At 64.4% G+C, this 22,323-nt stretch carries 17 protein-coding genes; 7 read left to right on the top strand and 10 right to left on the bottom strand.

The features are described from left to right. Window positions 1-86: 86 nt before the first annotated feature. Window positions 87-1,832 (top strand): extracellular solute-binding protein, encoded by a 1,746-nt coding sequence (locus HOY44_RS19220; protein ID WP_287436982.1) that lies wholly within the window; start codon window positions 87-89, stop codon window positions 1,830-1,832. Window positions 1,833-1,897: 65 nt separating this feature from the next. On the opposite strand, the gene queA is transcribed toward HOY44_RS19220, so the two are convergent. Together queA and HOY44_RS19210 are read right to left on the bottom strand one after the other, a co-directional pair. Further along, the gene (queA, locus tag HOY44_RS19215) at window positions 1,898-2,965 is read right to left on the bottom strand and encodes a tRNA preQ1(34) S-adenosylmethionine ribosyltransferase-isomerase QueA (protein ID WP_287436980.1); all 1,068 of its coding nucleotides are present in this window, start codon (window positions 2,963-2,965) and stop codon (window positions 1,898-1,900) included. Between the two features lie 7 nt (window positions 2,966-2,972). After that, window positions 2,973-6,293, bottom strand: a complete 3,321-nt coding sequence (locus HOY44_RS19210) for a YhdP family protein (protein WP_287436978.1) — start codon at window positions 6,291-6,293, stop codon at window positions 2,973-2,975. Window positions 6,294-6,355: 62 nt separating this feature from the next. Between HOY44_RS19210 and bcp the strand changes: the two genes are divergently transcribed. The 4 genes from bcp (at window position 6,356) to HOY44_RS19190 (ending at window position 9,688) form a co-directional block, all read left to right on the top strand. After that, complete coding sequence (gene bcp, locus HOY44_RS19205) at window positions 6,356-6,844, top strand: thioredoxin-dependent thiol peroxidase (RefSeq protein WP_008328823.1); 489 nt, start codon at window positions 6,356-6,358, stop codon at window positions 6,842-6,844. 17 nt (window positions 6,845-6,861) lie between these two features. Further along, on the top strand, window positions 6,862-7,659 hold the full coding sequence (locus HOY44_RS19200; RefSeq protein ID WP_287437283.1) for a ferritin-like domain-containing protein: 798 nt from the start codon (window positions 6,862-6,864) through the stop codon (window positions 7,657-7,659). A 162-nt stretch (window positions 7,660-7,821) separates the two neighbouring features. Then, entirely contained in the window at window positions 7,822-9,150 is a 1,329-nt protein-coding gene (locus HOY44_RS19195) for a DUF5930 domain-containing protein (RefSeq protein WP_502710704.1), read from the top strand. After that, window positions 9,140-9,688, top strand: a complete 549-nt coding sequence (locus HOY44_RS19190) for a bactofilin family protein (protein ID WP_040884369.1) — start codon at window positions 9,140-9,142, stop codon at window positions 9,686-9,688. The genes HOY44_RS19195 and HOY44_RS19190 overlap by 11 nt, the downstream gene beginning before the upstream one ends. A 48-nt stretch (window positions 9,689-9,736) precedes the next feature. On the opposite strand, the gene HOY44_RS19185 is transcribed toward HOY44_RS19190, so the two are convergent. From HOY44_RS19185 to HOY44_RS19150, 8 genes are all read right to left on the bottom strand, one after another. After that, on the bottom strand, window positions 9,737-10,546 hold the full coding sequence (locus tag HOY44_RS19185) for a DUF2189 domain-containing protein (protein ID WP_287436974.1): 810 nt from the start codon (window positions 10,544-10,546) through the stop codon (window positions 9,737-9,739). Between the two features lie 154 nt (window positions 10,547-10,700). Further along, window positions 10,701-11,828, bottom strand: coding sequence for a peptide chain release factor 2 (prfB, locus tag HOY44_RS19180; RefSeq protein WP_287436972.1), 1,128 nt, complete (start codon window positions 11,826-11,828; stop codon window positions 10,701-10,703). 68 nt (window positions 11,829-11,896) lie between these two features. Beyond that, window positions 11,897-13,150 carry an Hsp70 family protein gene (locus tag HOY44_RS19175; RefSeq protein ID WP_287436970.1) on the bottom strand — a complete coding sequence of 418 codons (1,254 nt, stop codon included), beginning with the start codon at window positions 13,148-13,150 and terminating at the stop codon, window positions 11,897-11,899. A 152-nt stretch (window positions 13,151-13,302) separates the two neighbouring features. Further along, complete coding sequence (locus HOY44_RS19170; RefSeq protein ID WP_287436968.1) at window positions 13,303-14,394, bottom strand: ABC transporter ATP-binding protein; 1,092 nt, start codon at window positions 14,392-14,394, stop codon at window positions 13,303-13,305. 20 nt (window positions 14,395-14,414) lie between these two features. Continuing rightward, window positions 14,415-16,064: an alpha-glucosidase gene (locus HOY44_RS19165; protein ID WP_287437281.1), complete on the bottom strand. Its 1,650-nt coding sequence runs from the start codon at window positions 16,062-16,064 to the stop codon at window positions 14,415-14,417. A 37-nt stretch (window positions 16,065-16,101) separates the two neighbouring features. Further along, window positions 16,102-17,244 (bottom strand): carbohydrate ABC transporter permease, encoded by a 1,143-nt coding sequence (locus HOY44_RS19160; protein ID WP_008328832.1) that lies wholly within the window; start codon window positions 17,242-17,244, stop codon window positions 16,102-16,104. Next, complete coding sequence (locus HOY44_RS19155) at window positions 17,244-18,248, bottom strand: carbohydrate ABC transporter permease (RefSeq protein WP_138423202.1); 1,005 nt, start codon at window positions 18,246-18,248, stop codon at window positions 17,244-17,246. The genes HOY44_RS19160 and HOY44_RS19155 overlap by 1 nt, the downstream gene beginning before the upstream one ends. 76 nt (window positions 18,249-18,324) lie before the next feature. After that, a complete protein-coding gene (locus tag HOY44_RS19150; protein WP_287436965.1) occupies window positions 18,325-19,683 on the bottom strand; it encodes an ABC transporter substrate-binding protein in 1,359 nt (452 codons plus the stop codon). 256 nt (window positions 19,684-19,939) lie between these two features. Between HOY44_RS19150 and HOY44_RS19145 the strand changes: the two genes are divergently transcribed. Both HOY44_RS19145 and HOY44_RS19140 read left to right on the top strand, forming a co-directional pair. After that, on the top strand, window positions 19,940-20,989 hold the full coding sequence (locus HOY44_RS19145; RefSeq protein WP_040884372.1) for a LacI family DNA-binding transcriptional regulator: 1,050 nt from the start codon (window positions 19,940-19,942) through the stop codon (window positions 20,987-20,989). Beyond that, a complete protein-coding gene (locus HOY44_RS19140; RefSeq protein WP_287436963.1) occupies window positions 20,986-22,317 on the top strand; it encodes a GH1 family beta-glucosidase in 1,332 nt (443 codons plus the stop codon). The genes HOY44_RS19145 and HOY44_RS19140 overlap by 4 nt, the downstream gene beginning before the upstream one ends. Window positions 22,318-22,323: the final 6 nt, after the last annotated feature.

Raw genomic sequence — 22,323 nt, 5'->3', positions numbered from 1 at the left:
TTCCAATGACATTCGCAGTTCATCGCCGATTCGCCCAACATATGTTGGGGATCGCTCTTGCAGGCACAATTGGCGGGATGGCCCAAATGGTACATGCCGAACCCAAGCACGGCATCGCCATGTATGGGGAACCGGCCCTTCCCGCGGATTTCAAGCACTTGCCGCAAGCCAACCCGGATGCGCCCAAGGGGGGCGAGATCGTCTTTGCCGAATCGGGGTCGTTTGATTCCCTGCATCCGGTCATCACCAAGGGCAACCCGCCCTGGCAGTTGCGCTACATGATCTTCGAAAGCCTGCTGGGCCGGTCCTATGACGAGCCGTTCACGCTTTACGGCCTTCTGGCCGAGACGGTCGAGACCGGGCCGAACCGCGAATGGGTCGAATTCACGCTGCGCGAAGAGGCCGCGTTCTCGGACGGCTCGCCGGTCACGGTCGAGGATGTGATGTGGTCCTATGAAATCCTCGGGACCGAGGGGCATCCGCGCTATCTCGGCGCATGGGGCAAGATCGAGAAGATGGAGCAGACCGGCCCGCGCTCGGTCCGGTTCACCATCAACACGGTCGATTTCGAACTGCCGCTCATCATGGGGCTGCGGCCCATCCTGAAGAAGGCCCAGTGGGAAGGGCATGACTTTCAGGCGTCGGGCATCGATGTGATCCCGATCGGGTCGTCGCCCTATGTGATCGGGGATTTCGAACCGGGGCGGTATCTGAACCTCGAACGCAATCCCGACTATTGGGGCAAGGACGTGCCGTTCATGCAGGGTCAGATGAACTTCGACACGATCCGGTATGAATTCTACGGCGACGGCGACGTGGTGTTCGAGGCGTTCAAGGCGGGCGAAGCCAACACCTACCGCGAAACCAACGCCGAGAAATGGGCGACGCAATACGACTTCCCGGCGGTGCAATCGGGCGACGTGGTGCTGTCGGAGATTCCGCACAAGCGCCCGACCGGCATTCAGGGCTATGTCATGAACACCCGCAGTCCCCAGTTTCAGGACTGGCGGGTGCGCGAGGCAATGATCCAGGTCTTCAACTTCGAGTTCATCAACCAGACCCTGAACGGCGGTCGCGAGCCGCGCATCCAGTCCTATTTCCACAACTCGGTTCTGGGGATGGAAGTGGGTGCCCCCGCGACGGGCCGCGTGGCCGAATACCTGAGCGCCTATGACGACCTGCCGCCGGGCGCGGTCGAGGGATACGCCCTCCCCGCCTCGGATGGGTCCGAGCGCAACCGCGCCGGGGTTTCCCGTGCGCTGGACCTGATGGCCGAGGCCGGATGGACGGTGCAGGACGGCGTGATGAAGAACGAAGCGAGCGAGGAGTTCACCTTTGAAATCGTGCTCAATCAGGGCGCGACGCAGGACCGACAGGTGATCGACATCTATGCCGCGTCGCTGGCCCGGATCGGGATCACGCCGACGATCTCGGCGATGGACTCGGCGCAATATACCGAGCGCACCAACAGCTACGATTTCGACATGGCCCCCTACTGGCGGTCGCTGTCGCTGTCGCCGGGCAACGAGCAACGCCTGTACTGGGGCTCGGCCATGGTGGGCGAGAACGGGTCGCGCAACTGGATGGGTGTCGAATCCGATGCCGTGGACGGGTTGATCGAGGAAATGCTGACGGCGGACAGTCAGGAGGATTTTCAGGCCGCGACCAAGGCATTGGACCGGGTGCTCACGGCGGGGCGCTATGTGATCCCGATCTGGTATTCCGACGTGTCCCGGGTAGCCCATGTGAAAGAGCTGCACTACCCCGAGACGCTGCCGATGTACGGCGACTGGCTGGGCTTCCAGCCGGAGCTTTGGTGGTACGAAGAGTGACTGCGCGGCGCTGGTGGGGGCGCTGCCCCTCGCGCACCCACGCGCTACGTCGAAACCGGGAAGATCTAGCCGTTGGGCAGAAGCAATGAGGCGTCGCCGTAGCTGAAAAAGCGGTAGCGGTTCTCGATGGCGTGGGCATAGACCTCGCGCATCCGCTCCATGCCCATGAGCGCCGAGACCAGCATCATCAGCGTCGATTTTGGCAGGTGGAAATTGGTCATCAGCCCGTCGGTGATCTTGAAGGCATAGCCGGGCCGGATGAAGATATCCGTCGGGCCGCGCCACGGCTCGATCCGGCCCGGTTCCGTGGCCGCGCTTTCGATCAGCCGAAGCGCCGTGGTGCCGACCGGAATGATCCGGCCTCCGGCAGCGCGGGTCGCGTTGATTTCGGCGGCGGCGGCTTCGGTCACTTCGCCCCACTCCGCGTGCATCTTGTGGTCGGACACGTCGTCCACCTTGACCGGCAGGAACGTGCCCGCGCCGACATGAAGCGTGACATGGGTGCGGGTCACGCCCCGCGCGTCCAGCGCCGCGAGCAGCGCATCGTCGAAATGGAGCGAAGCGGTGGGGGCCGCGACCGCGCCGGTCTGGCGCGCCCAGACGGTCTGATAGTCCTCGCGGTCCTGCGCATCAGCGCGGCGTTTGGCCTCGATATAGGGCGGGAGCGGCATCCGCCCCGCCTCGGCCAGTGCCGCATCGAATGCCGCGCCCATCAGGTTGAAGGTCAGCACCGCCTGCCCTTCGGAGCGTGACAGCACGGTCGCGCTCAGGCCCGCAGCAAAGTCGATGGTTTCGCCATCCTTCACCTTGCGCAGCGGCTTGACCAGCGCCGACCATGCGCCGGGTTGCGCATCCGGGGCAAGTAGCGTCACTTCGATCCGCGCCTGCGCCTCGCCCCGCGTCCGCGTGCCTTCGAGCCGGGCCGGGATCACACGGGTGTCGTTCAGCACGAGCCGGTCGCCGGGGCGCAGCCAGTTGACCAGATCCGTCACCACCGCATCGGTGATCCGGGTGCGCTCGGCGACCAGCAGACGGGCCGAGGACCGGGGCCGGGCCGGTCGGGTCGCGATCAGATCCTCGGGCAGGTCGAAATCGTAGTCTGAAAGCCGGGTGCCAATGGCATCGGTCGTCATGTCGGCCTCACGGTGTGGGTTGCTGCGGCGCTTGCCTGCGGAAAACCTCGCGTAGCACACCCGGCGTCAGGATCGAAAGCGGATTGATCCCCACGTTCGGCTTTTTCGCGGGGCCGGTCAGCGTGAAGTTGAACCCGACGAGTCCCTCGCCGTCGCGGGCGCTCACCGCGCGGCCCAGCGAGTTGATGAGGTAGAAGGGCGACAGCGTGCCCTGCATGTCGAGCGTGTTGGACCCCAAGTTGTAATACCCGTCCATCGACAGGCCGAGCGAGGCGGAAACGGCGGAGGACGAATAGAGCGTCAGGCGTTCGGGCGAGAGGTTGAAGCGCCCCTTCACTTCGGAAAAGCCGATGCCGGGGCCGTCCAATTGGTCGAGCAGACCGACGACCGAGATCGCGGACAGAAGCTCGGCCATCGCGGGCGCTTCCACGAGGCGCGTGTCGGTGAGGGTGACGGAGCCTTCGAAGGTGCCCTTCTGGCCGGTCGGGGCGAGCACGACCTCGAGCGCGCCACCGCTGGCTTTGGTGAAGAGGTTGAGACCGCGCAGGATCTCGCCGCCCTGTGCCGCGTTGATCCGGTAGGCCGCACCGTTCTCGGTCTGGGCCACGGTGCCGGTGAGTTGCGCGCCGCCGCTTACCTGTGACGTGAACGTGCCGCGCAGACCGCCGGACAGATCGAAGTTCCCCCGGAAACCTTGCAAGACGATGCCCTCGGCGATCACCAGTTCATCCAGCGTCAGATCGAGCGGCGACGCGGGGCCGCGCGCGCCACCGGACGACCCGCCGGACGAAAGCCCGGCGTTGCGCAGGTCGGCACGCCCGCCCCGCACTGCAATGGCGATGGGCGCGTTCCCCCGCCCGGTGAGCGTGACGGGGGCGTCGAGCCAGCCGCCAAGCCGCACGCGCGAGAAACTGGCGCGGTCGAGGCCGCCCGACTTGGTCGTGATCGTGCCGGATGCGGACAGGCCGGGCGCGGTGAGCGACAGGGTTTCGACCGTCGGCGTCGGGCCGAGGGTGGCGGTCAGGTCGAGCTGGCCGGAGGTGCCTGCGGCCTTGCTCCACCCGGTGCCGGGAATGGCCAGACGCGCGCCGACGAGGGTCGAACTGGCCGTCAGCGTGATCGGCTGATCGGGCACGATACGGGCCGTGAACTGCGCGGGCGCGGCACCGTCGAGGATCGCGGAGGAGAGGCCGAGGTTGAATTCCTCGACCAGCGCCTGACCGACCGTGATCGTGCCTTCGACCGTGGACCCCTGCCCTGCGGTCTCGGGCGCGATGGGCTGCACCCATGTCGCGCGCACGTCGACGTCGCCGATCTTGCCCGGCCCCGTGACCTCGATCGCCTCGGGCCGCGCGGTGAAATCGAGCCGCTCCGCGGTCAGGGTGCTGCCCTTTATGATCTGGTCCGTGCGCACGTCGAACACCGACCCGGCCACGTCGAACTGAATATCCTCGATCGGGATCACGGGTTTCTGGAGGAAATTCACTGTGCCGTGGGCCGATACCCTGCCGGTGGCGACGTCCGGCCCGAAATCGGTGTTCTTGAAGACCTCGAACGGCGGCAGCTCCAGCAGCGCGAAAGCGCCCTGCACCGGCCCCTCGATCTTCACGTCGGCCTGCGCGGGGCCTTGCTTGACCGTCACATCCGGCACGGTGAAGCTGCTGCCCGAGACGTCCATGTCCATCCCGTTGGGCGCCGTCATGGTGCCCTGATCCACCCCGACGACGAAGCGTTGGTTGGCCAGCGACATATGGCCCGAGGCATCGTGAACGACCGGCATCTGCTTCATCACGCGGACTTGGGCGCCCGTGGCTTCGGCCCCCATCATCAGAGCCGCCGATTTCAGCGAGGGGCCGCGCAGCGCCATGTGCACATCGCGCAGCGCGCCCGCCTCGACGTTGCGGAACATCCAGTCGCGCGGCTTGGGGGCCACCGTCTTGGGCCAGACCTGTTTGAGGTTCGGCACGTCGATCGACGGGATATGGGCATTCAGCGCCATCGCCCATTCGTCGCCCGCCGCCGTGATCCGCCCGTCGAGGTTGAAGCGCGTCGATCCGCGAAACAGGACGACCTGCCCGATATCCACCGAGAAGGGCGAAAGCTTGACCCGGAAATCGGCGAACCCCCGGTCGATGGTCACCGGGGCGTCGAAGACCTCCGGCGTGGTGAACGAGGCCCGGTTCACGCGGATCTGACCGATCACCGATTGCGGCCAGTCGTTCTGGAAGTCGGCGAGCATGAGCTTGCCGTCCAGCTCGATCTCGCCCAGATCCGAGGTGAAGGTAAGACCGGAGAGTTGGAGCGCCTGCTGCTCCGGGTCGTAGTCCAAATACCCCTTGGCGCCGCCGAAGCCCACCGGATGCGAGGTCGGGTTGGGTTTGATCGCGCCTTCCTTGATCTCCATCGCGCCTGCGAGGTCCGAGATCGTGCCGTCGCCCGCGATGGTCGTGCGCAGGGCCCCGTCGATGGGGGCGTCGATCAGGTTCAGAAACGACAGCGCCGCCGATTGCGCGCCGATGTCGCGCGCGGCGGCGTTGCGGAAGCTGATCGACAGGGTGGCGGCGCTATCGGCCTTGGCGGTGCGCAGGCCCAGTTCGACCTCGGCCAGTTCGTCGGTCTGGTTGAAGACATCGAAGCTCACTTCGGTTTCGACGATCTTGTCGGTCTGCCCCACCACCAGCCGTCCGTCGGTCACCTGCCAGATGCGGCCCGTCCGGGCGTCTTCCAGCGTGATGGTCAGGCCGAGCGCCTCGACATGAACCGCTTCGGCAAGGATACCGCCGTCGAACACGGCGTCGAATTCGTCGAGCACGTCGGCGAGGTTCCCGGTGGCGGTGTCGCCCTGCCCGAATTGCAGGGCGAAGCTGCCGTCCGCCAGCCGCCGGAAGGTCACCTGCGCCCCCGACAGGATCACGGTGCGCGGCACGAATTCACCCTGAAACAGCGGTGCAAGACGCACGCCGCCTTCGATCGAGTTCAGTTGCGCGATGTCGAGGCCGGAGGCGTCCCTGAGTCCGACATCGACCAGACGCAGCCTGGGCCGGCCCTTGGGCGTGACACCCAGTTCGATGCGGCGGAGTGTGATCGACCCTTCGGGCATCGCCGTATTGAGTTCGGTCTCGACCCGTTCGGCGACCCAGTCGGGCAATGCGATGGCCCGGCCGGTCAGCGACATCGAGGCCAATGTCAGAAACAGCCCCACGGCGGCGATGGCGAGGACGGACCAGATACCGAGGTGAAAATGCAGCCGACGCGGTCGCCACCGCGCGGCACGGGACGACGCGTCCGTGGGACGCGAAGGCGGCTCGTGCTCAGTCGGTTCGGTCATCTCTGGCCGGTGCTTTCCATCCGGGGGCTCGTGTGATTGAACCGTGATTAGGGCAAAGCCCAATGGAAGGAAAGAATATGGCCGATCAGCTTTTGGACATCGGCGCGAAAGCGCCCGCGTTTTCCCTGCCCCGCGATGGCGGCGATACCGTGTCGCTCGACGATTTCGCGGGCAAACCCGTGGTTTTGTTTTTCTACCCCAAAGCCTCGACCCCGGGCTGCACCAACGAGGCGCTGGATTTCACCCGGCTGCATCAGGCGTTCGTCGATGCGGGTGCCGTGGTTCTGGGCGCCTCCAAGGACAGCGTGAAGAAGCAGGAGAATTTCGCGGCCAAACAAGAGCTGACCGTGCCGCTTCTGTCCGATGCCGAGGGAACGCTGTGTGAGGATTACGGCGTCTGGGGTGAAAAGAAGATGTACGGCAAGACCTTCATGGGGATCACCCGCACCACCTATCTCATCGGCGCGGACGGCAAGATCGCGCAGGTCTGGCCCAAGGTGAAGGTGCCGGGTCACGCGGACGAGGTGCTCGCGGCGGTCAAGGCGCTTTGAGCCAGACGCTTGCCGAAATGGCGGTGGAGGTTCTCACCACCGCCGACGGGCGCGAAAAGACAGCCCTGTCGCGCAGACATGCGGCCACATGGTTCGCGGCACGCGCGGCGGGCGATCGGCTGCCCATCGGGCGGGCCGATCCCCCCGACTTTCCGGCAAGACCCGCGCGACCGGAGTTGCTCGACCCGCGCGACGTGCCGCGCAGGCGACCCGGCAGCCCCGAGGGGCGCAACGCGATACTGCACGCGATCGCGCATATCGAGCTGAACGCGGTGGACCTGCATTGGGACATCATCCCGCGCTTCGCGGACACGCCGATGCCCGCCGGGTTCTATGACGACTGGGTGAAGGCGGCGGATGACGAGTCGAAGCATTTCAACCTCGTCTGCGATGCGCTCGAAGCGCAGGGAAGCCATTATGGCGCCCTGCCCGCCCATGCGGGCATGTGGCGCGCGGCCGAGGATACGGCGCGGGATCTGATGGGCCGGCTCGCGGTCGTTCCGATGGTGCTGGAGGCGCGTGGGCTCGACGTGACGCCCGGCATGATCGAGATTTTCCGACAGGCGAAGGACACGCAGTCCGTGGCCGCGCTGGAGGTGATCTATTCCGAAGAAGTCGCGCATGTCGCCTATGGGTCCAAATGGTTTCACTTTCTGTGCGGGCGGCACGAGGCCGACCCCAAGGATGCCTTCCACGATCTCGTGCGTCGTTACTTCCACGGCGGGCTGAAACCGCCGTTCAACGAGGAAAAGCGCGCCGAGGCCGGGATGCCTCCCGACTTCTATTGGCCGTTGGCATCGGACCCCGCGCGCTGACCCCGCGAAATCGGCAGGTTCCTGCCCGATGCGACCCCCTGACCCGACCAAAAGGGTGATAAATTGTTGCACTTATGCAGTATCGCACGGTAAGGACCGACAAGCGCGCCGTTGGGGAACAGACGCGCAAGAATTGGGATGGGGCAATCAGACGGTGACAGCGTGCTGAACACAGTGGCCTACAGGTTTAACCGACGGCTCGAAAAGAGTTTTCCTGAGCAGCGGCTCTTTTTGCGCTCGGAACAGGGAACCCGCTTCGTGATCCTGACGCCGACCGTGCAACTGGTCGCTTGGGTCGTCAGCGCCGCCTTCGTCGCCTGGGCCATTATCGCCACCGCCGTCCTTCTGATGGATTCCGTGTCATCGGGCAGCGTACGCGAGCAATCGCAACGCGAGCAACGCCTGTATGAGGAGCGCCTGCGCACTCTGGCCGACCAGCGCGACGCCCGCGCGGCCGAAGCGGTCGCGGCGCAGGAACGCTTCAACCTCGCCCTCGCCCAGATTTCCGAAATGCAGTCCGAGCTTCTCGCGTCGGAAGAGCATCGCCGCGAACTGGAAACCGGGATCAACGTGATCCAATCGACGCTGCGGCGCACGATGAACGAACGCGATGATGCGCGCGGGTCGCTCGAAGCCATGCTGGCCGAGGCGCGGGGCGAAGACGGCTCGGGCCAAGCCCCCGTCATGGTCAGCGGCGAGGATATGAGCCAGACCGTCGCCGTGTTGACCGCCGCTTTGGAAGCGACCGCCACGGAGCGTGACGCCGCCTTGGCCGAAGCCGCTGAAGCCAAGACCGCCACCGATGATTTGATCTACGAGGCGCGGCTGCGCGACGAGCGCAACAACCAGATCTTCAGCCAGCTCGAAGAGGCGGTGACCGTCAGCCTCGAACCGCTCGACAAGATGTTCTCGGCCGCCGGCATGTCCACAGACAATATCCTTGCACAGGTCCGGCGCGGCTATTCCGGTCAGGGCGGCCCCCTGATGCCGATGATCCTGTCCACCAAGGGCGAAGAGCCGAATGAGGACATGGAGCGCGCCAACCAGATCCTGAACGAGCTGGACCGCATGAACATGTACCGGATCGCCGCTGAAAAGCTGCCGTTCTACATGCCCGTGCGTCCGGGCACCTTCCGCTATACCTCGGGCTTCGGCACCCGTTGGGGCCGCCTACACGCGGGCACCGACATGGCCGGGCCGGTCGGGACTCCGATCTACGCGACCGCCGATGGCGTCGTGACCCATGCCGACTGGCAATCCGGTTATGGTCGGCTCATCAAAGTGCAGCACGAGTTCGGGCTTGAAACCCGCTATGCCCATTTGTCGCGCATCCGGGTCAAGAAAGGCCAAAGGGTCTCGCGCGGGGACCTGATTGGTGATATGGGCAATTCCGGACGGTCCACCGGCCCCCATCTCCACTACGAAGTGCGCGTGGGCGGCAAGGCTGTGAATCCAATGACATATATCAAGGCAGGACGAGATGTTTTCTAAGAGCCGCATCAACGAACCGGGCCCCAAGGCGGGCGAGTCTGAAACCAAACCGGCAGGGGAAACGTCTATGCCGAAACCTCCGGCGTCCAGCGCCTCCTCGTCGGCCCCGATGCCGAGCACGCCCAAGGCGAAAGCCCCGGCCTCGACCCTGTCGTCGGACCTGACGGTGGTGGGCAACCTGCGCTCGACCGGCGACATCCTTGTCGAAGGCACGATCGAGGGCGACATCCGCGCCCACATGCTGACGGTCGGTGAAAGCGCCACCGTGAAGGGCGAAGTGGTCGCCGACGACGTGGTCGTGAACGGCCGGATCGTGGGCCGTCTGCGCGGCCTCAAGGTGCGCCTGACCTCGACCGCCCGCGTCGAAGGCGACATCATCCACAAGACCATCGCGATCGAAAGCGGTGCGCATTTCGAAGGCTCGGTTCAGCGTCAGGAAGACCCGCTGAACAACGGCGGCGCCCCGCGCCCCAAGGCCGCAGCGCCGCAGCAGCAGGCCCCGGCCCAGCAGCCCGCGCCGAAGCCCGCGCAGAACTGATCGGGATCTGATCCGATTTTGAAGGCCGCCCCGACCGGGCGGCCTTTTTCATTCCGGGTGAACGAGCGCGCGGCGATACAGGTGCCAGGTGGCGTGACCCAGCACCGGCAACGCGATGAACAGGCCCAGAAACGCAAGGATCATCGCGGCGAACAGGATCACCGCGATCACGATCCCCCAAAGGATCATCACCCCCCGGTTCGCCGCCACGAATTGCCACGACACGATCATCGCCGTGATGAAATCGAGTTCCTTGTCTAGAAGCAGCGGCAAGCTGACCACGGTTAGCGAAAAGAGGACATAGGCCGTCACCGCCCCGACGAGCGTGCCGACGCCGAGCATCTTGATCCCGTTGAAAGAAAAGATCGTGTGCTGCCATTCGGTCAGGATGTTCTGCATCGGCATGAGGCCGAGAAAGAGCGCAAAGATCATGTGGGCGATGAACACCCAGAACAGAAAGATCATGATGATGACCGCGGCCATCGACGGGATCTGGCGGTCTTTCTGGCGGAACACCACCCCGATGATCTCGCACCAGTGGCAGCCCATCCCGCCCTGCAAGTTCGCATCCCTCAGTTCCAGACGTCGCGACACCTCATACAGCCCGACGGCGAGGAACGGGGCGAGGAGCGGGAATCCCAACGCGACGGGGATGATCGAATAGCTCTGATCGGCGCGTTGCAGTTGCAGGACGAGGATGATGCCACCCACGACATAAAAGGCCGCGAAGAACAGGCCGATCAGGGGGACGCGCGTGAAGTCGCGCCAGCCGGCCCTCAGCACTTCGCCGATCACGGATGCGGAAACGGTCGCGACCTTGGGGGTCGGCGACGGTTCGGTCGCGGTGATGTCTGTCAAATGTCCCTCCCGCACGAAAGTTGTCACCTGTCGCGCGGTTCAGATTTGATCCGATGAATGTGTTTCGGTCAAGCGGGCGAATGCGGGGGCCGCATCCGGCGTGCATTCACACGATGTGCAGGTGGCGCGTTTCGACGCGGCCCGCAGGTGCGACCTAGTCTTCCGCGTTGGCCTCGGCCCGGCTCTTGCCCGCCACGTCCATCGCCAGCGTCGCGGCCATCAGCCCGTCGAGGTCGCCGTCCAGCACACCTTGGGTATCGGACGTTTCGAACGAAGTCCGCAGGTCTTTCACCATCTGATAGGGCTGGAGAACGTAGGACCGGATCTGGTTGCCCCAGCCCGCATCGCCCTTGTTCTCATGCGCCTCGTTGATGGCTTGGTTCCGGCGGTCCAGCTCCATCTGATAAAGCCTTGATTTCAGGGCTTTCATCGCGATGTCACGGTTCTGGTGCTGGGACTTTTCCGAACTGGTCACGACGATCCCGGTAGGGATGTGGGTGATCCGCACGGCGGAGTCGGTGGTGTTCACGTGCTGGCCGCCCGCCCCGGACGAGCGGTAGGTGTCGATGCGGATGTCGTTCGGCGCGACCTCGACCTCGATGTTGTCGTCCACGACCGGGTAGACCCAGACCGACGAGAACGAGGTGTGGCGACGGGCGGCGCTATCGTAGGGCGAAATGCGCACCAGACGATGCACGCCGCTTTCCGATTTCAGCCAGCCATAGGCATTGTGGCCAGAAATCTTGTAGGTGGCGGATTTGATGCCCGCCTCTTCGCCCGGTGTCGTCGACTGAAGCTCGACCTTGTAGCCATGCGCCTCGGCCCAGCGGACATACATGCGCGCCAGCATAGACGCCCAGTCGCAGCTTTCGGTGCCGCCCGCGCCGGAGTGGACTTCCAGAAACGTGTCGTTGGGGTCGGCCTCGCCGTTCAGCAGCGCCTCGATCTCGGCGGCTGCGGCGCGTTCCTTGAGGGCCTTCAACGCGGCTTCGGCGTCCTTGACGACCTCTTCGTCGTCCTCCATCTCGCCCAGTTCGATCAACTCGACGCTGTCGTTCTTTTCCTGCTCCATCGCTTTGTAGCCGTCCATCTGGGCCACCAGCGACTGGCGTTCGCGCATGAGTTTCTGCGCCCGGTCGGGATCGTTCCAAAGCTCCGGGTCTTCGGTCATCGCGTTCAGCTCTTCCAGCCGGTGCTCGGCAGTTTCCCAGCCGATCCGTTGCCGAAGAAGGGCCAGCGATTTCTCGATGGCGTCCACGTTGTTCTGAGCCTCTGCCCGCATGGTCGTTCCTCTGCGCGTTATCCGCGTCTACCTATCAACGGTGCGGGGACGCGGCAAGGTGCGAGCGGTCAAACCGGCGTGCCGATACGCCGGTCGATGGCAAGGGCCAGCCCGTCGACGACCGCCGTGAAGGCCTCGGACCGCTCGAGCGTGGCCGCCGGGCAGACGCTGTGCGCGGCGCCCTCGACGAGCGACATGAGCGACGAGCCCCCGACGAGGACGACGCGGGAGATGTCGGCGGGCTTGACCGTGGCCCGGTCGAGCGTTTCGCGGATCGCCTGTGTGAGCGTGGCGGTCTGGTCGGCCAGTGCCGCATCCATCGTGGCGCGGGTGATATCGGCGGCAAGCCCCGGCTCCACCAGCCCCATCGCCACGCGCCCTGCCCCGTCCGGCCCGTTGGCAGCGATCTTGCCCCGCTCGACGGCGAAAGCGAGGTCATGGCCGAGTTCCTCGTCGATCACGGTGGCGAGGCGTTCGATCAGGACCGGTTCCACCGCGTGCTTGTGGTAGTCCTTGATCGTGCGCCGGGTTTCGGGGCTGTACAGGAACGGGATCTTGGCCCATGTGGCGAGGTCGACATAGAGCGCCTTGGGCATGGGCAGACGGCCCGCCCCCATGTCGCGCGTAAGCTGGCTGCCGTGACCCAGAAGCGGCATCACATGGGTGAGCGAGATCGACTGGTCGAAATCGGTGCCGCCGAGACGAATGCCGTGGGAGGACAGAATCTCGGCGCCCTCCGGCCCCTCGCGGAACACCGAGAAATCCGAGGTGCCGCCGCCGATATCGACCACAAGGCCAAGCCCTTTGCCCTTGCCCGCCGCGAGGGCCGCGGCCTCGGGTTCATAGACGAAGCGCAAGTGCTCGAAGCCCGCCGCGCGGTAGCAGGCGGCGAGGTCGTCCTGCGCGCGGGCGTCGCGCTCGGGGTCGTTCGAGTGGAAATGAACGGGGCGGCCCGAAACCGCGGTGGAGAAGGTCATCCGCGTCATATCCTCGGCGCGGGTTTTCACTTTCGTCAGGAACGCGGTGACGATGTCGGCAAGGGTCCGGCGCTTGCCGCCGATAAGACGGCTTTCGTGAAACAACGACGTACCGAGCACGCTTTTCAGCGCGCGCATATAGCGCCCTTCGGTGCCCGCGATCAGCGCCTCGCCCGCTTGGGTTCCGATCCGCATCGCGCCGCCGGTGGGAAAAAAGACCGCCGTGGGCAGCGTGTCGTTCCCCGCCTCGAGCGGCACGCGGAAGGCTATGCTGCCCATCAGGACGGCGACGGCCGAGTTCGACGTGCCGAAGTCGATGGCAAGGGTGCGGTGTGGGTCGGACATGGGGGCGCTCCTCGGGAAGCGCCCGGTTTATCCGGGGGGCGTGTGGGCTGCAAGGTGTTGCGCTGCGGCTTGCGCCGCATCGCGATGTTGGGGAGAGGCCAGCCTCTCCCCAAACCCCTCTCCGGGATATTTTGGACCGGAAAAAGGACGGGTCAGGTGCGCATCGTCTGACCGTTCGAGAACATGTGGACCTTTTCGGCCTCGGCAGTCAGGCGCACGGTGTTTCCGCGCAGGTCCTTGTGGATGCCGGGGAGCTTGGCGATGAGCGGTTCGGCCCCCTCTTCGGCCACGAAGTAGAGCAGCGTCACCTCGCCCAGCCGTTCGACGTAATCGACCGTGGCTTCGAGAATGTAATTCTCGCCGTCCTGCGCGATGCGGAAATCTTCGGGACGAATACCGATGTTGACGGCGCGGCCCTTGTCCGCCTCCTGTGTCGGGACGTTGGAACGGGCCATGCCATGCCCCGTCACGTTCACGGTGGTCTCGGCGCCCGTCGCTTCGACCTTGCCCGGCAGCAGGTTCATCGAGGGAGAGCCGATGAACTGGGCCACGAATTCGTTGTCGGGGGTTTCATAGAGTTCGAGCGGGCTGCCGACCTGAGCGATGCCCTTGTTGGCGAGCACCACGATTTTGTCGGCAAGCGTCATCGCCTCGACCTGATCGTGGGTGACGTAGATCATCGTGCTTTCCGGCATCGATTCCTTGAGTTGCGCGATCTCGATCCGGGTGGCCACGCGCAGCGCGGCGTCGAGGTTCGAGAGCGGCTCGTCGAAGAGGTAGACCTTGGGATCGCGCACGATGGCGCGCCCGATGGCGACGCGCTGTCGCTGGCCGCCGGAGAGCTCTTTCGGCAGGCGATCCAGAAGCGGGTCGAGTTGCAGGATCTTGGCCGCGCGGCGCACGCTCGCGTCGATCTCGTCTTTCGACTTCTTCGCGATCTTCAGCGCGAAGGACATGTTGTCGTAGACCGTCATGTGCGGATAGAGCGCGTAGCTTTGGAACACCATCGCGATGCCCCGTTCGCTGGGCGGAATGTCGTTCACCACCAACCCGTCGATTTCGAGCGTGCCGGAGGTGATCTTTTCCAACCCCGCGATCATGCGCAGAAGCGTGGACTTGCCGCAGCCGGAGGGGCCGACGAAAACGATCAGTTCCCCGGTCTTGATGTCGAGGTCGATGTTTTTCAGCACCTCGACCTTGCCGCCGTAGGTCTTGCCCACTCCGGTCAGTTTCAGATCAGCCATGTTCTCCTCCCCGGCCCTTGTCAGGCCTCTTCTTGTTCGATTGGCCTGAGCAAGATCGACGGTTGCCAATGGGCCAGATGGATCTCGCCGTCGAGCCGCGGGTGTGCGGCGTTGAGTTCCGCGCCGATCTCGAGCCACCCCTCTCCCCTGGGCGGCGTGATGCTGACCGGGACTTCGCCCAGATTGATCGCGAAAAAGATTTCCTCGGTGTCCGACACGCGGCGGAACGACAGCACCTGACCATAGGCGCGCAGATCCTCGAGACGCCCCTTTTTGAGCGCGGTGTGGCTGTGTCGGAACGCGATGGCGCGACGGTAATGGTGCAGAAGTGCGCCGGGGTCGGCATCGGCCTTGTCCACGGCGAGCGCGAGGTGTTCGGCGGGAACCGGAAGCCACGCGTTGCCGCCGTTGGTGAAGCCGCCAAGCGCGCGGTCGTGGTCCCAGACCATCGGGGTGCGGCAGCCGTCGCGGCCCTTGAATTCGGGCCAGAATTCGATGCCGTAGGGGTCTTGCAGGTCTTCGAAGGCAAGCTCGGCTTCGGGCAACCCAAGCTCTTCGCCCTGATAGATGCAGGCCGAGCCCTTGAGGCACATCATGAGGGTGGCGAAGCCGCGCGCGGCGGCGGGCGACAGATCCCAGCGCGAGATGTGGCGCACGACGTCGTGGTTGGAATAGGCCCAGCAGGCCCATCCGTCGGGCGCGTAATCCTCGATCGCCTGAAGCGTCTCGGCGACATAGCCGGCGGACGGCGTGGAACCTGAGAGCAGTTCGAAGGCATAGCACATCTGCATCAGGTCGTCGCCCTTGGTGTATTCCCCAAGGATTTCCAGCCCGCGCTGGTCGTCGCCCACCTCGCCCACGGCGGCGGCGTTGTAGTGCTTCATCAGCTCGCGCAGCTTGCGCAGGAAAATCAGGTTTTCGGGCCGCGACTTGTCGTAAAGGTGGTTCTGCCACGTATAGGGATTCACGGCGGGCGCGGTCTTGGCCTGCCGTTCCTCGGGCTTCAGCGGCGGGTTGTTCCTGAGTTCGGCGTCGTGGGTGTAGAAGTTGATGGTATCGAGCCGGAAGCCGTCGACGCCGCGATCCAGCCAGAACCGGGCGACGCCCAAGAGCGCGTCCTGCACCTCGTCGTTGTGGAAGTTGAGGTCGGGCTGCGAGGTCAGGAAGTTGTGGAGGTAGTATTGCAGGCGGGTGCTGTCCCACTGCCATGCGCTGCCCCCGAAGATCGACAGCCAGTTGTTGGGCGGCGTGCCGTCGGGCTTGGCATCGGCCCAGACATACCAGTCGGCGCGGGGGTTTTCCCGGCTCGCGCGGCTGGTCTTGAACCAGGGATGTTCGTCGGAGGTGTGCGACAGGACGAGGTCGATCATCACCTTGAGGCCGAGGGTATGCGCGGTTTCGATCACCGCGTCGAAATCGGCCAGCGTGCCGAACATCGGATCGACATCGAAGTAATCCGAAACGTCGTAACCGAAATCCTTCATCGGCGAGGTGAAGAACGGCGAAATCCAGATCGCGTCGACGCCGAGCGAGGCGATGTAGGGCAGCCGCCCGACGATGCCCAGAAGGTCGCCGATCCCGTCCCCGTTCGAGTCCTGATAGCTGCGCGGATAGATCTGATAGATCACCGCCCCCCGCCACCAGTCCGGGTCCTTTTCCAGATGGGTCATTTTCGGTGCGGCTTGGGTCGTTACGTTCACGAGAACCTCATTTTACCGATCCGGCCAGCAGGCCCCGGACCAAGTAGCGTTGCATGAAGAAGAAGACGAGCAGCGGGACCGCCATCGACACGAAGGCCGCCGTGGCGAGAATTTCCCAGTTGCCCCCACGTGTGCCGAGAAGCTCGACGATGTGGCGTGTCATGACGGTCGTGTCCCCCGACGAGTCCACGAGAAACACGATGGCCACAAGCAGGTCGTTCCATGTCCAGAGGAATTGGAAGATCGCAAAGCTCGCCAGTGCCGGAAAACTGAGCGGAAGGATGATTTTTATGAAGATCTGAAAATCCGTCGCCCCGTCGACGCGCGCGTTTTCGATGATGTCGCGCGGCAAACCGGCCATGTAGTTTCGCAAGAGATAGACCGCGAGGGGGAGCCCGAAGCCGGTATGGGCCAGCCAGACCCCCAGATAGCCCTTTCCGATCCCGATCGAGAGGTGGAGTTTCAAAAGCGGGATCAGGGCGAGTTGCAGGGGGACCACCAACAGCGCCACGATGAAGGCGATCAGAAGCGCGCGGCCGGGAAAGTCCATCCATGCCAGCGCATAGGCCGCGAAGGCCGCGAACAGGATCGGGATGATGGTCGCCGGGATCGTCACCGTCAGCGTGTTGAAGAACGCCTTTGAGATATTGTCGGACGAGCCGCCGAACAGCATGTTGTCGTAGTTTCTGAGCGTGAACTCCGGCGGCTGTGTGGCGGTGACGAAGAACCGCTGCCCCCGGCCCGAAATCTGCTCGTCGTTCCCGGTCCAGCGATAGGTGCCGTCTTCGTTGAGCGTCAGGGTTTCCCCGTCACCCAGATCGGCGGTTTCGCCGGGCGCATAGGCCGAGACATCGCGGCTCGACGTGCCCCATGAGGCGATATTGGCCTCGGCATTCTCGAAGATGACGCCTTCCACCACGAAGACGTCCCCGTCCTGCACACGGCCGTCCGGGTCCGCGGTGCGGAACTGTTCGGTCTGTTCGGTCGGGAAAAACGCCTTCCACCACCCCGAGGACGAAATCTGATCGGCTGTGCGGAAGGACGACACGAGCAGACCCACGGTGGGGAAAATCCACAGCAGAACGATCAGGATGACGCTGATGTTGACGGCCCAGCCAAGCGCCGGTTTGCGGCCCGCGATATTGTCCATCAGCGCATCTCCTTGCGGGCCTGGCGCACGTTCCAGACGAGGATGGGCAGGACGAGCAGCATGATGACCATCGCGCTCGCCGATCCCACGCCCCAGTCGTTCGCGCGGAAAAGCTTGTCGTACATGTAGTTCGCCAAAACCTGCGTGCCCCATTGGCCGTTGGTCATGGCAAAGACGATGTCGAAGATCTTGAGGACGAGGATCGTGATCGTCGTCCAGACCACCATGATCGTCGGCATGATCTGCGGCACCTTGATCTTGAAGAAGATCTGGAACGGGTTCGCGCCGTCGACGATGGCGGCTTCGATGGTTTCCTCGGGGATACCGCGCAGCGCCGCCGACAGGATGACCATGGCGAACCCGGTCTGAATCCAGATGAGCACGACCATGAGAAGGAAGTTGTTCAGCCCCGGAATCGTGAGCCACGTCTGCGGTTCGGCCCCGCCCAAGGCGAGGTAGACCGCGTTCAGGATGCCGATCTGTTCCTCCCCCGCCGGGCGATAGTCGTAGATCAGTTTGAAGATCACCGAGGCGCCGACGAAGCTGATCGCCATCGGCATGAAGATGATCGACTTGGCGATATTCCCCCACGACAGCCGGTCGGTAAGCTGGGCGATGATGAGGCCGAACAGCGTGGACAGACCCGGCACCACGAGGAGCCAGAAGAAGTTGTTGCGCAACGCCTCCCAGAATTTCGGTTCGCGCAGCATCTGCTGGTAGTTCGACGTTCCGGCCCATTCGTAGCCGCCCGGCACCCGGTCGGTGAAGGACAGGCGGATCGTTTCGACCACCGGATAGGCAAGGTAGAGGCAGAGGGCGAAGAGCGCGGGAAACAGGAACAGCCAAGGGCGGATCATGTTGGCGCGGTTGATGTTGCGCCCAGCGTTCTTGCCGCGTGCCGGGAACAGAACCCGGTCCAGCAACAGGTTGGAGAGATAGAAATACCCGATGGCGGCGATGACGGCGACACCGACGGTCAGCACGGCCTGAATGGCTGGATGCATCTTGCTCCCCCCTGAAGTCTAAGGACGGGAGAGCGGGCCGTCATGCGGCCCGCCCCCGTTTTCGCACAGGATCAGCTTATTTCAGGGCGTCCCAGCTGTCCTGAATTTCCTGCGTGACCTCTTCGGCGGATTTGCCGCCGGCGAAATCGACCATGCCGGTCCAGAACGACCCGGCGCCGACGCCGCCCGGCATCAGGTCGGACCCGTCGAAGCGGAAGGTCGTGGCGTTGGTCAGGATTTCGCCCTGTGCCCGCACCGTGTCATCCGCATAGGCCTCGGGATTGGCGCTCTTGAGCGGGGTCAGGAACGCGCCCTGCGACATCATGATCTCGTTCGCGAATGCGGTCTGGAAGAACTGCATCAGGCCGCGCGTGGCCTCGCTGTCGTCCGTGATCGCCATGAGCGTGCCCGCCCCCAGCACCGGGGTGCCAAGGTCTTTTTCGGCATAGGCCGGGAAGTAGAAGAAATCGACGTCGGCGCCGACTTCGGTGCCTTCCGGGAAATAGGCCGGGATGAACGAAGCCTGACGGTGCATCATGCACTGCGGCGGCGCATCGAACAGACCTTTGGGCGAGTCGCGGAAATCGACCGAAGCCACGGCTTCGCGCCCGCCCGACACCCGGTCACCGTCGAGGAACCAGCCGAATTCGTTGATCGCTTCGATGACGGCGGGGTCGTTGAACGGCATCTCGTTCGTTACCCACTGGTCATAGACCGCCGGTTCCTGCGTGCGCAGCATCAGATCCTCGACCCAGTCGGTCGCGGGCCAGCCGGTCGCGGCGCCGGAGCCAAGGCCGATGCACCACGGGGTTTCGCCGTCCTCGACCATCTGATCGGTCAGCGCCTTCAGGTCTTCCATCGTTTCGGGCACTTCGTAGCCGAAGTCCTCGAAGTTCTCGGGGATGTACCAGACTAGCGACTTGACGTTCACGTTGAAGAAGAAGCCGTAAAGGTTCTCTTCCCCGCTGTCGTTCTCGTAGGTGCCCAGATCGACCCAGGATTGCCCGGCGGCGTAGTTGTCGGTGATCCAGGCCGCGGTTTCGTCGGACAGCGGCGACAGGAACCCGCGCGACGCCATGTTGGCGGCCAGACCCGGCTGCGGGAACACGGCGATGTTCGGGGCCGACCCGGCTTCCGCATCCACAACGATCTGTTGTTCCATCGAGTCCGAGCCGACATAGGACACGCTCGCCCCGGTCGCCTCTTCGAAGAAATCGAGCAGGTTGTTGAAGCTGTCCTGTTCGCCGGCCAGCCACGGGCCGAGGATCGTCACCTCCTGCCCGGAATAGTCGTGCTCGGCGGCGAAGGCATCGAGACCCTCCCAGTCATAGGGGCCTTCGCCGGGCGTGAACATTCCGCCTTCGTGGCTCGCGGCATGGGCAAAGCCCGCGCTCAGCGCCAGAACGGCCGCGCTCGCGATCAGTTTCCGTTTCATGCAATCCTCCCAGAATGTGCGCCTTGGGCGCGTTTTTTGGCTTCGATTTCAAAGGGTCCGGCACGCGCGAGTCGCTTGCTCCAAACCGTTTTGGATGCCTGAAACTTGCGTATGACCTGCCATGTGTCAATGCGGATTCCCGTGATGCACACCATTTATGCTTGTTTTCCTTACGTCTGCGCAGCACAAACGCAGACCTTTGACGGGAGCCGCGTGAATCGTTACCGTCGGCAAAATCCAAAGCGGTTTGAAAGCGATGACCCTGAAAGAGCTCGCCAAGGCCCTGAGCCTGTCTCCGACCACCGTCAGCCGCGCGCTGAACGGGTTCCCGGAGGTGTCCGAGGCGACGCGCAAGCGGGTTCAGGCCGCCGCCGATGCCTATGGATACCGCCCCAACATGCGCGCCAGATCACTCGCCACGGGCCGCGCCATGGCGATCGGGCACGTCATCCCGCTGGCCTCGGAGCATGAGATGGTGAACCCGGTGTTCGCGGATTTCATCGCGGGTGCGGGCGAGGTCTATTCCAAGTCGGGATACGACATGCTGATTTCCATTGTGCCCGAAGCGGAGCAGGAACGCGCCTACGAAGAGTTCAAGCACAAGGCGTCGGTGGACGGGATCATCGTTCACGCCCCACGGTCGGGCGACCAGCGCATCAAGCTGCTGAAAGCCGTCGGCATCCCCTTCGTCGTCCACGGTCGCGCCTCGAAAAGCGACGAGGCGTATTCCTGGGTCGATATGAACAACCTCAGGGCCTTTCAGCGCGCCACGAACTTTCTCCTCGATCTCGGACACCGCCGCATCGCGCTCATCAACGGGCTCGAGGATATGGATTTCGCGATCCGCCGCCGCGCCGGGTTCGAGGCGGCGCATGAGGAACGCGGGATAACCCATGATGAAAGCTTGATGTTCTCGGGCGAGATGACCGAGAAATTCGGGCATGACACGACCGCCGCGCTACTTGCGCGCCCCGACGCGCCCACCGCGATCATCACCTCGTCCATGATCCCCGCCATCGGCATCCGACGTGCGATCCGCGAGGCGAACCTTGAAATGGGCCGCGACGTGTCGGTCATCATCCATGACGACGACCTGTCCTATCTACCCAACGGGCGCGACGATCCGATCTTCACTGCCACCAGGTCTTCGGTGCGCGAGGCCGGGCGGCGGGCGGCGACCATGCTGCTCGACATCATCGCCAACGGCTCGGACACCCCCCGCACCTCGCTGATGGAGGCCGAACTGCTGATCGGCCAGTCCACCGGCCCTGCCCCGGCCCACGCCAGAACGACGGACCCCGTATGACGCTTTCGCATTCCCGCAAGGATTTTCCCGAAGACTTCCTCTTCGGTGTCTCGACCTCGGCCTATCAGATCGAAGGGCACCAATTCGGCGGCGCCGGGTCGACCCATTGGGATACCTTCGCCGCCACCCCCGGCAATGTCGTCAATGCCGAGGACGGCGCGGTGGCCTGCGATCACTACCACCGCTGGCCCGAAGACCTCGACCTGATCCGGGACGGAAATTTCGACGTCTACCGCTTTTCGGCAAGCTGGGCGCGGGTGCTGCCCGAGGGGCGCGGGACGCCCAATGCCGACGGGCTGGACTATTACGACCGGCTGGTCGACGGGATGCTGGAGCGCGGGGTCAAACCGGCGCTGACGCTGTATCACTGGGAACTGCCCTCGGCGCTGTCCGACAGAGGCGGCTGGACCCACCCCGACGTGGCCAAGTGGTTCGCCGACTATGCCACGGTCCTGATGGACCGGATCGGCGACCGCATCTGGTCGACCGCCACGATCAACGAGTTCTGGTGCGTCAGCTGGCTCAGCCATTTTCTCGGCATCCACGCACCGGGACTGCGCGACATTCGCGCGGGTGCGCGGGCGATCCACAACGTGCTGAAGGCGCATGGCATGGGGATCGAGGCGATGCGCGCGGCAGGTCACAACAATCTGGGCGCGGTCTTCAACCTCGAATACACGATGCCGTCCGAGAACACCGACGAGGCCAAACGCGCAGCCGCGACCTATGACGCGATCTTCAACCGCACCTTCCTTGGCGCGGCGTTCCACGGCACCTACCCGGACGAGATGCTATCGGGGCTGGAGCCGCATCTGCCCGTGGGCTGGCAGGACGACATGGCCACGATCCGCCAACCGCTCGACTGGTGCGGGATCAACTATTACACGCGCAAGATCATCAGACCCGTCCCCGGCCCCTTCCCCGCGCATGAGGAAATTCCCGGCCCCCTGCCCAAAACCGACATGGGGTGGGAGATCTTTCCCGACGGCCTCACCCATTTCCTGACCCATGTGGCCAAGACCTATTCCGGTGACCTGCCGCTTTACGTGACCGAAAACGGCATGGCGGCCCCGGATGTGCTGGACAACGGCGCGGTGCAAGACGACGCGCGCATCGCCTATCTCGACGCGCATCTGGGCGCCGTACGCGAAGCCATCGCGCAGGGTGCGCCGGTGAAGGGCTATTTCGCATGGTCGCTTCTGGACAACTACGAATGGGCCTTGGGCTACGACAAACGGTTCGGGCTTGTGCATGTGGATTTCGACAGCCTTGATCGCACCCCGAAGGCGTCCTACCAAGACATGGCCCGTGCGCTGGTGCGCACCTGACACCCT

It is taken from the genome of Maritimibacter sp. (assembly GCF_016774595.1).
Classification (GTDB): Bacteria; Pseudomonadota; Alphaproteobacteria; order Rhodobacterales; family Rhodobacteraceae; genus Maritimibacter; species Maritimibacter alkaliphilus.
The sequence above is the reverse complement of the archived record's forward strand: the minus strand, read 5'-3'. Positions and strand labels throughout refer to the sequence as shown.

Excerpts from the sequence above, each read along its gene's own strand:
- HOY44_RS19220 (WP_287436982.1), top strand. The coding sequence starts at position 87 with ATGGTACATGCCGAACCCAAGCACGGCATCGCCATGTATGGGGAACCG.
- queA (WP_287436980.1), bottom strand. The coding sequence starts at position 2,965 with ATGACGACCGATGCCATTGGCACCCGGCTTTCAGACTACGATTTCGAC.
- HOY44_RS19210 (WP_287436978.1), bottom strand. The coding sequence starts at position 6,293 with ATGACCGAACCGACTGAGCACGAGCCGCCTTCGCGTCCCACGGACGCG.
- bcp (WP_008328823.1), top strand. The coding sequence starts at position 6,356 with ATGGAAGGAAAGAATATGGCCGATCAGCTTTTGGACATCGGCGCGAAA.
- HOY44_RS19200 (WP_287437283.1), top strand. The coding sequence starts at position 6,862 with ATGGCGGTGGAGGTTCTCACCACCGCCGACGGGCGCGAAAAGACAGCC.
- HOY44_RS19190 (WP_040884369.1), top strand. The coding sequence starts at position 9,140 with ATGTTTTCTAAGAGCCGCATCAACGAACCGGGCCCCAAGGCGGGCGAG.
- prfB (WP_287436972.1), bottom strand. The coding sequence starts at position 11,828 with ATGCGGGCAGAGGCTCAGAACAACGTGGACGCCATCGAGAAATCGCTG.
- HOY44_RS19175 (WP_287436970.1), bottom strand. The coding sequence starts at position 13,150 with ATGTCCGACCCACACCGCACCCTTGCCATCGACTTCGGCACGTCGAAC.
- HOY44_RS19170 (WP_287436968.1), bottom strand. The coding sequence starts at position 14,394 with ATGGCTGATCTGAAACTGACCGGAGTGGGCAAGACCTACGGCGGCAAG.
- HOY44_RS19165 (WP_287437281.1), bottom strand. The coding sequence starts at position 16,064 with ATGACCCATCTGGAAAAGGACCCGGACTGGTGGCGGGGGGCGGTGATC.
- HOY44_RS19160 (WP_008328832.1), bottom strand. The coding sequence starts at position 17,244 with ATGGACAATATCGCGGGCCGCAAACCGGCGCTTGGCTGGGCCGTCAAC.
- HOY44_RS19155 (WP_138423202.1), bottom strand. The coding sequence starts at position 18,248 with ATGCATCCAGCCATTCAGGCCGTGCTGACCGTCGGTGTCGCCGTCATC.
- HOY44_RS19150 (WP_287436965.1), bottom strand. The coding sequence starts at position 19,683 with ATGAAACGGAAACTGATCGCGAGCGCGGCCGTTCTGGCGCTGAGCGCG.
- HOY44_RS19145 (WP_040884372.1), top strand. The coding sequence starts at position 19,940 with ATGACCCTGAAAGAGCTCGCCAAGGCCCTGAGCCTGTCTCCGACCACC.
- HOY44_RS19140 (WP_287436963.1), top strand. The coding sequence starts at position 20,986 with ATGACGCTTTCGCATTCCCGCAAGGATTTTCCCGAAGACTTCCTCTTC.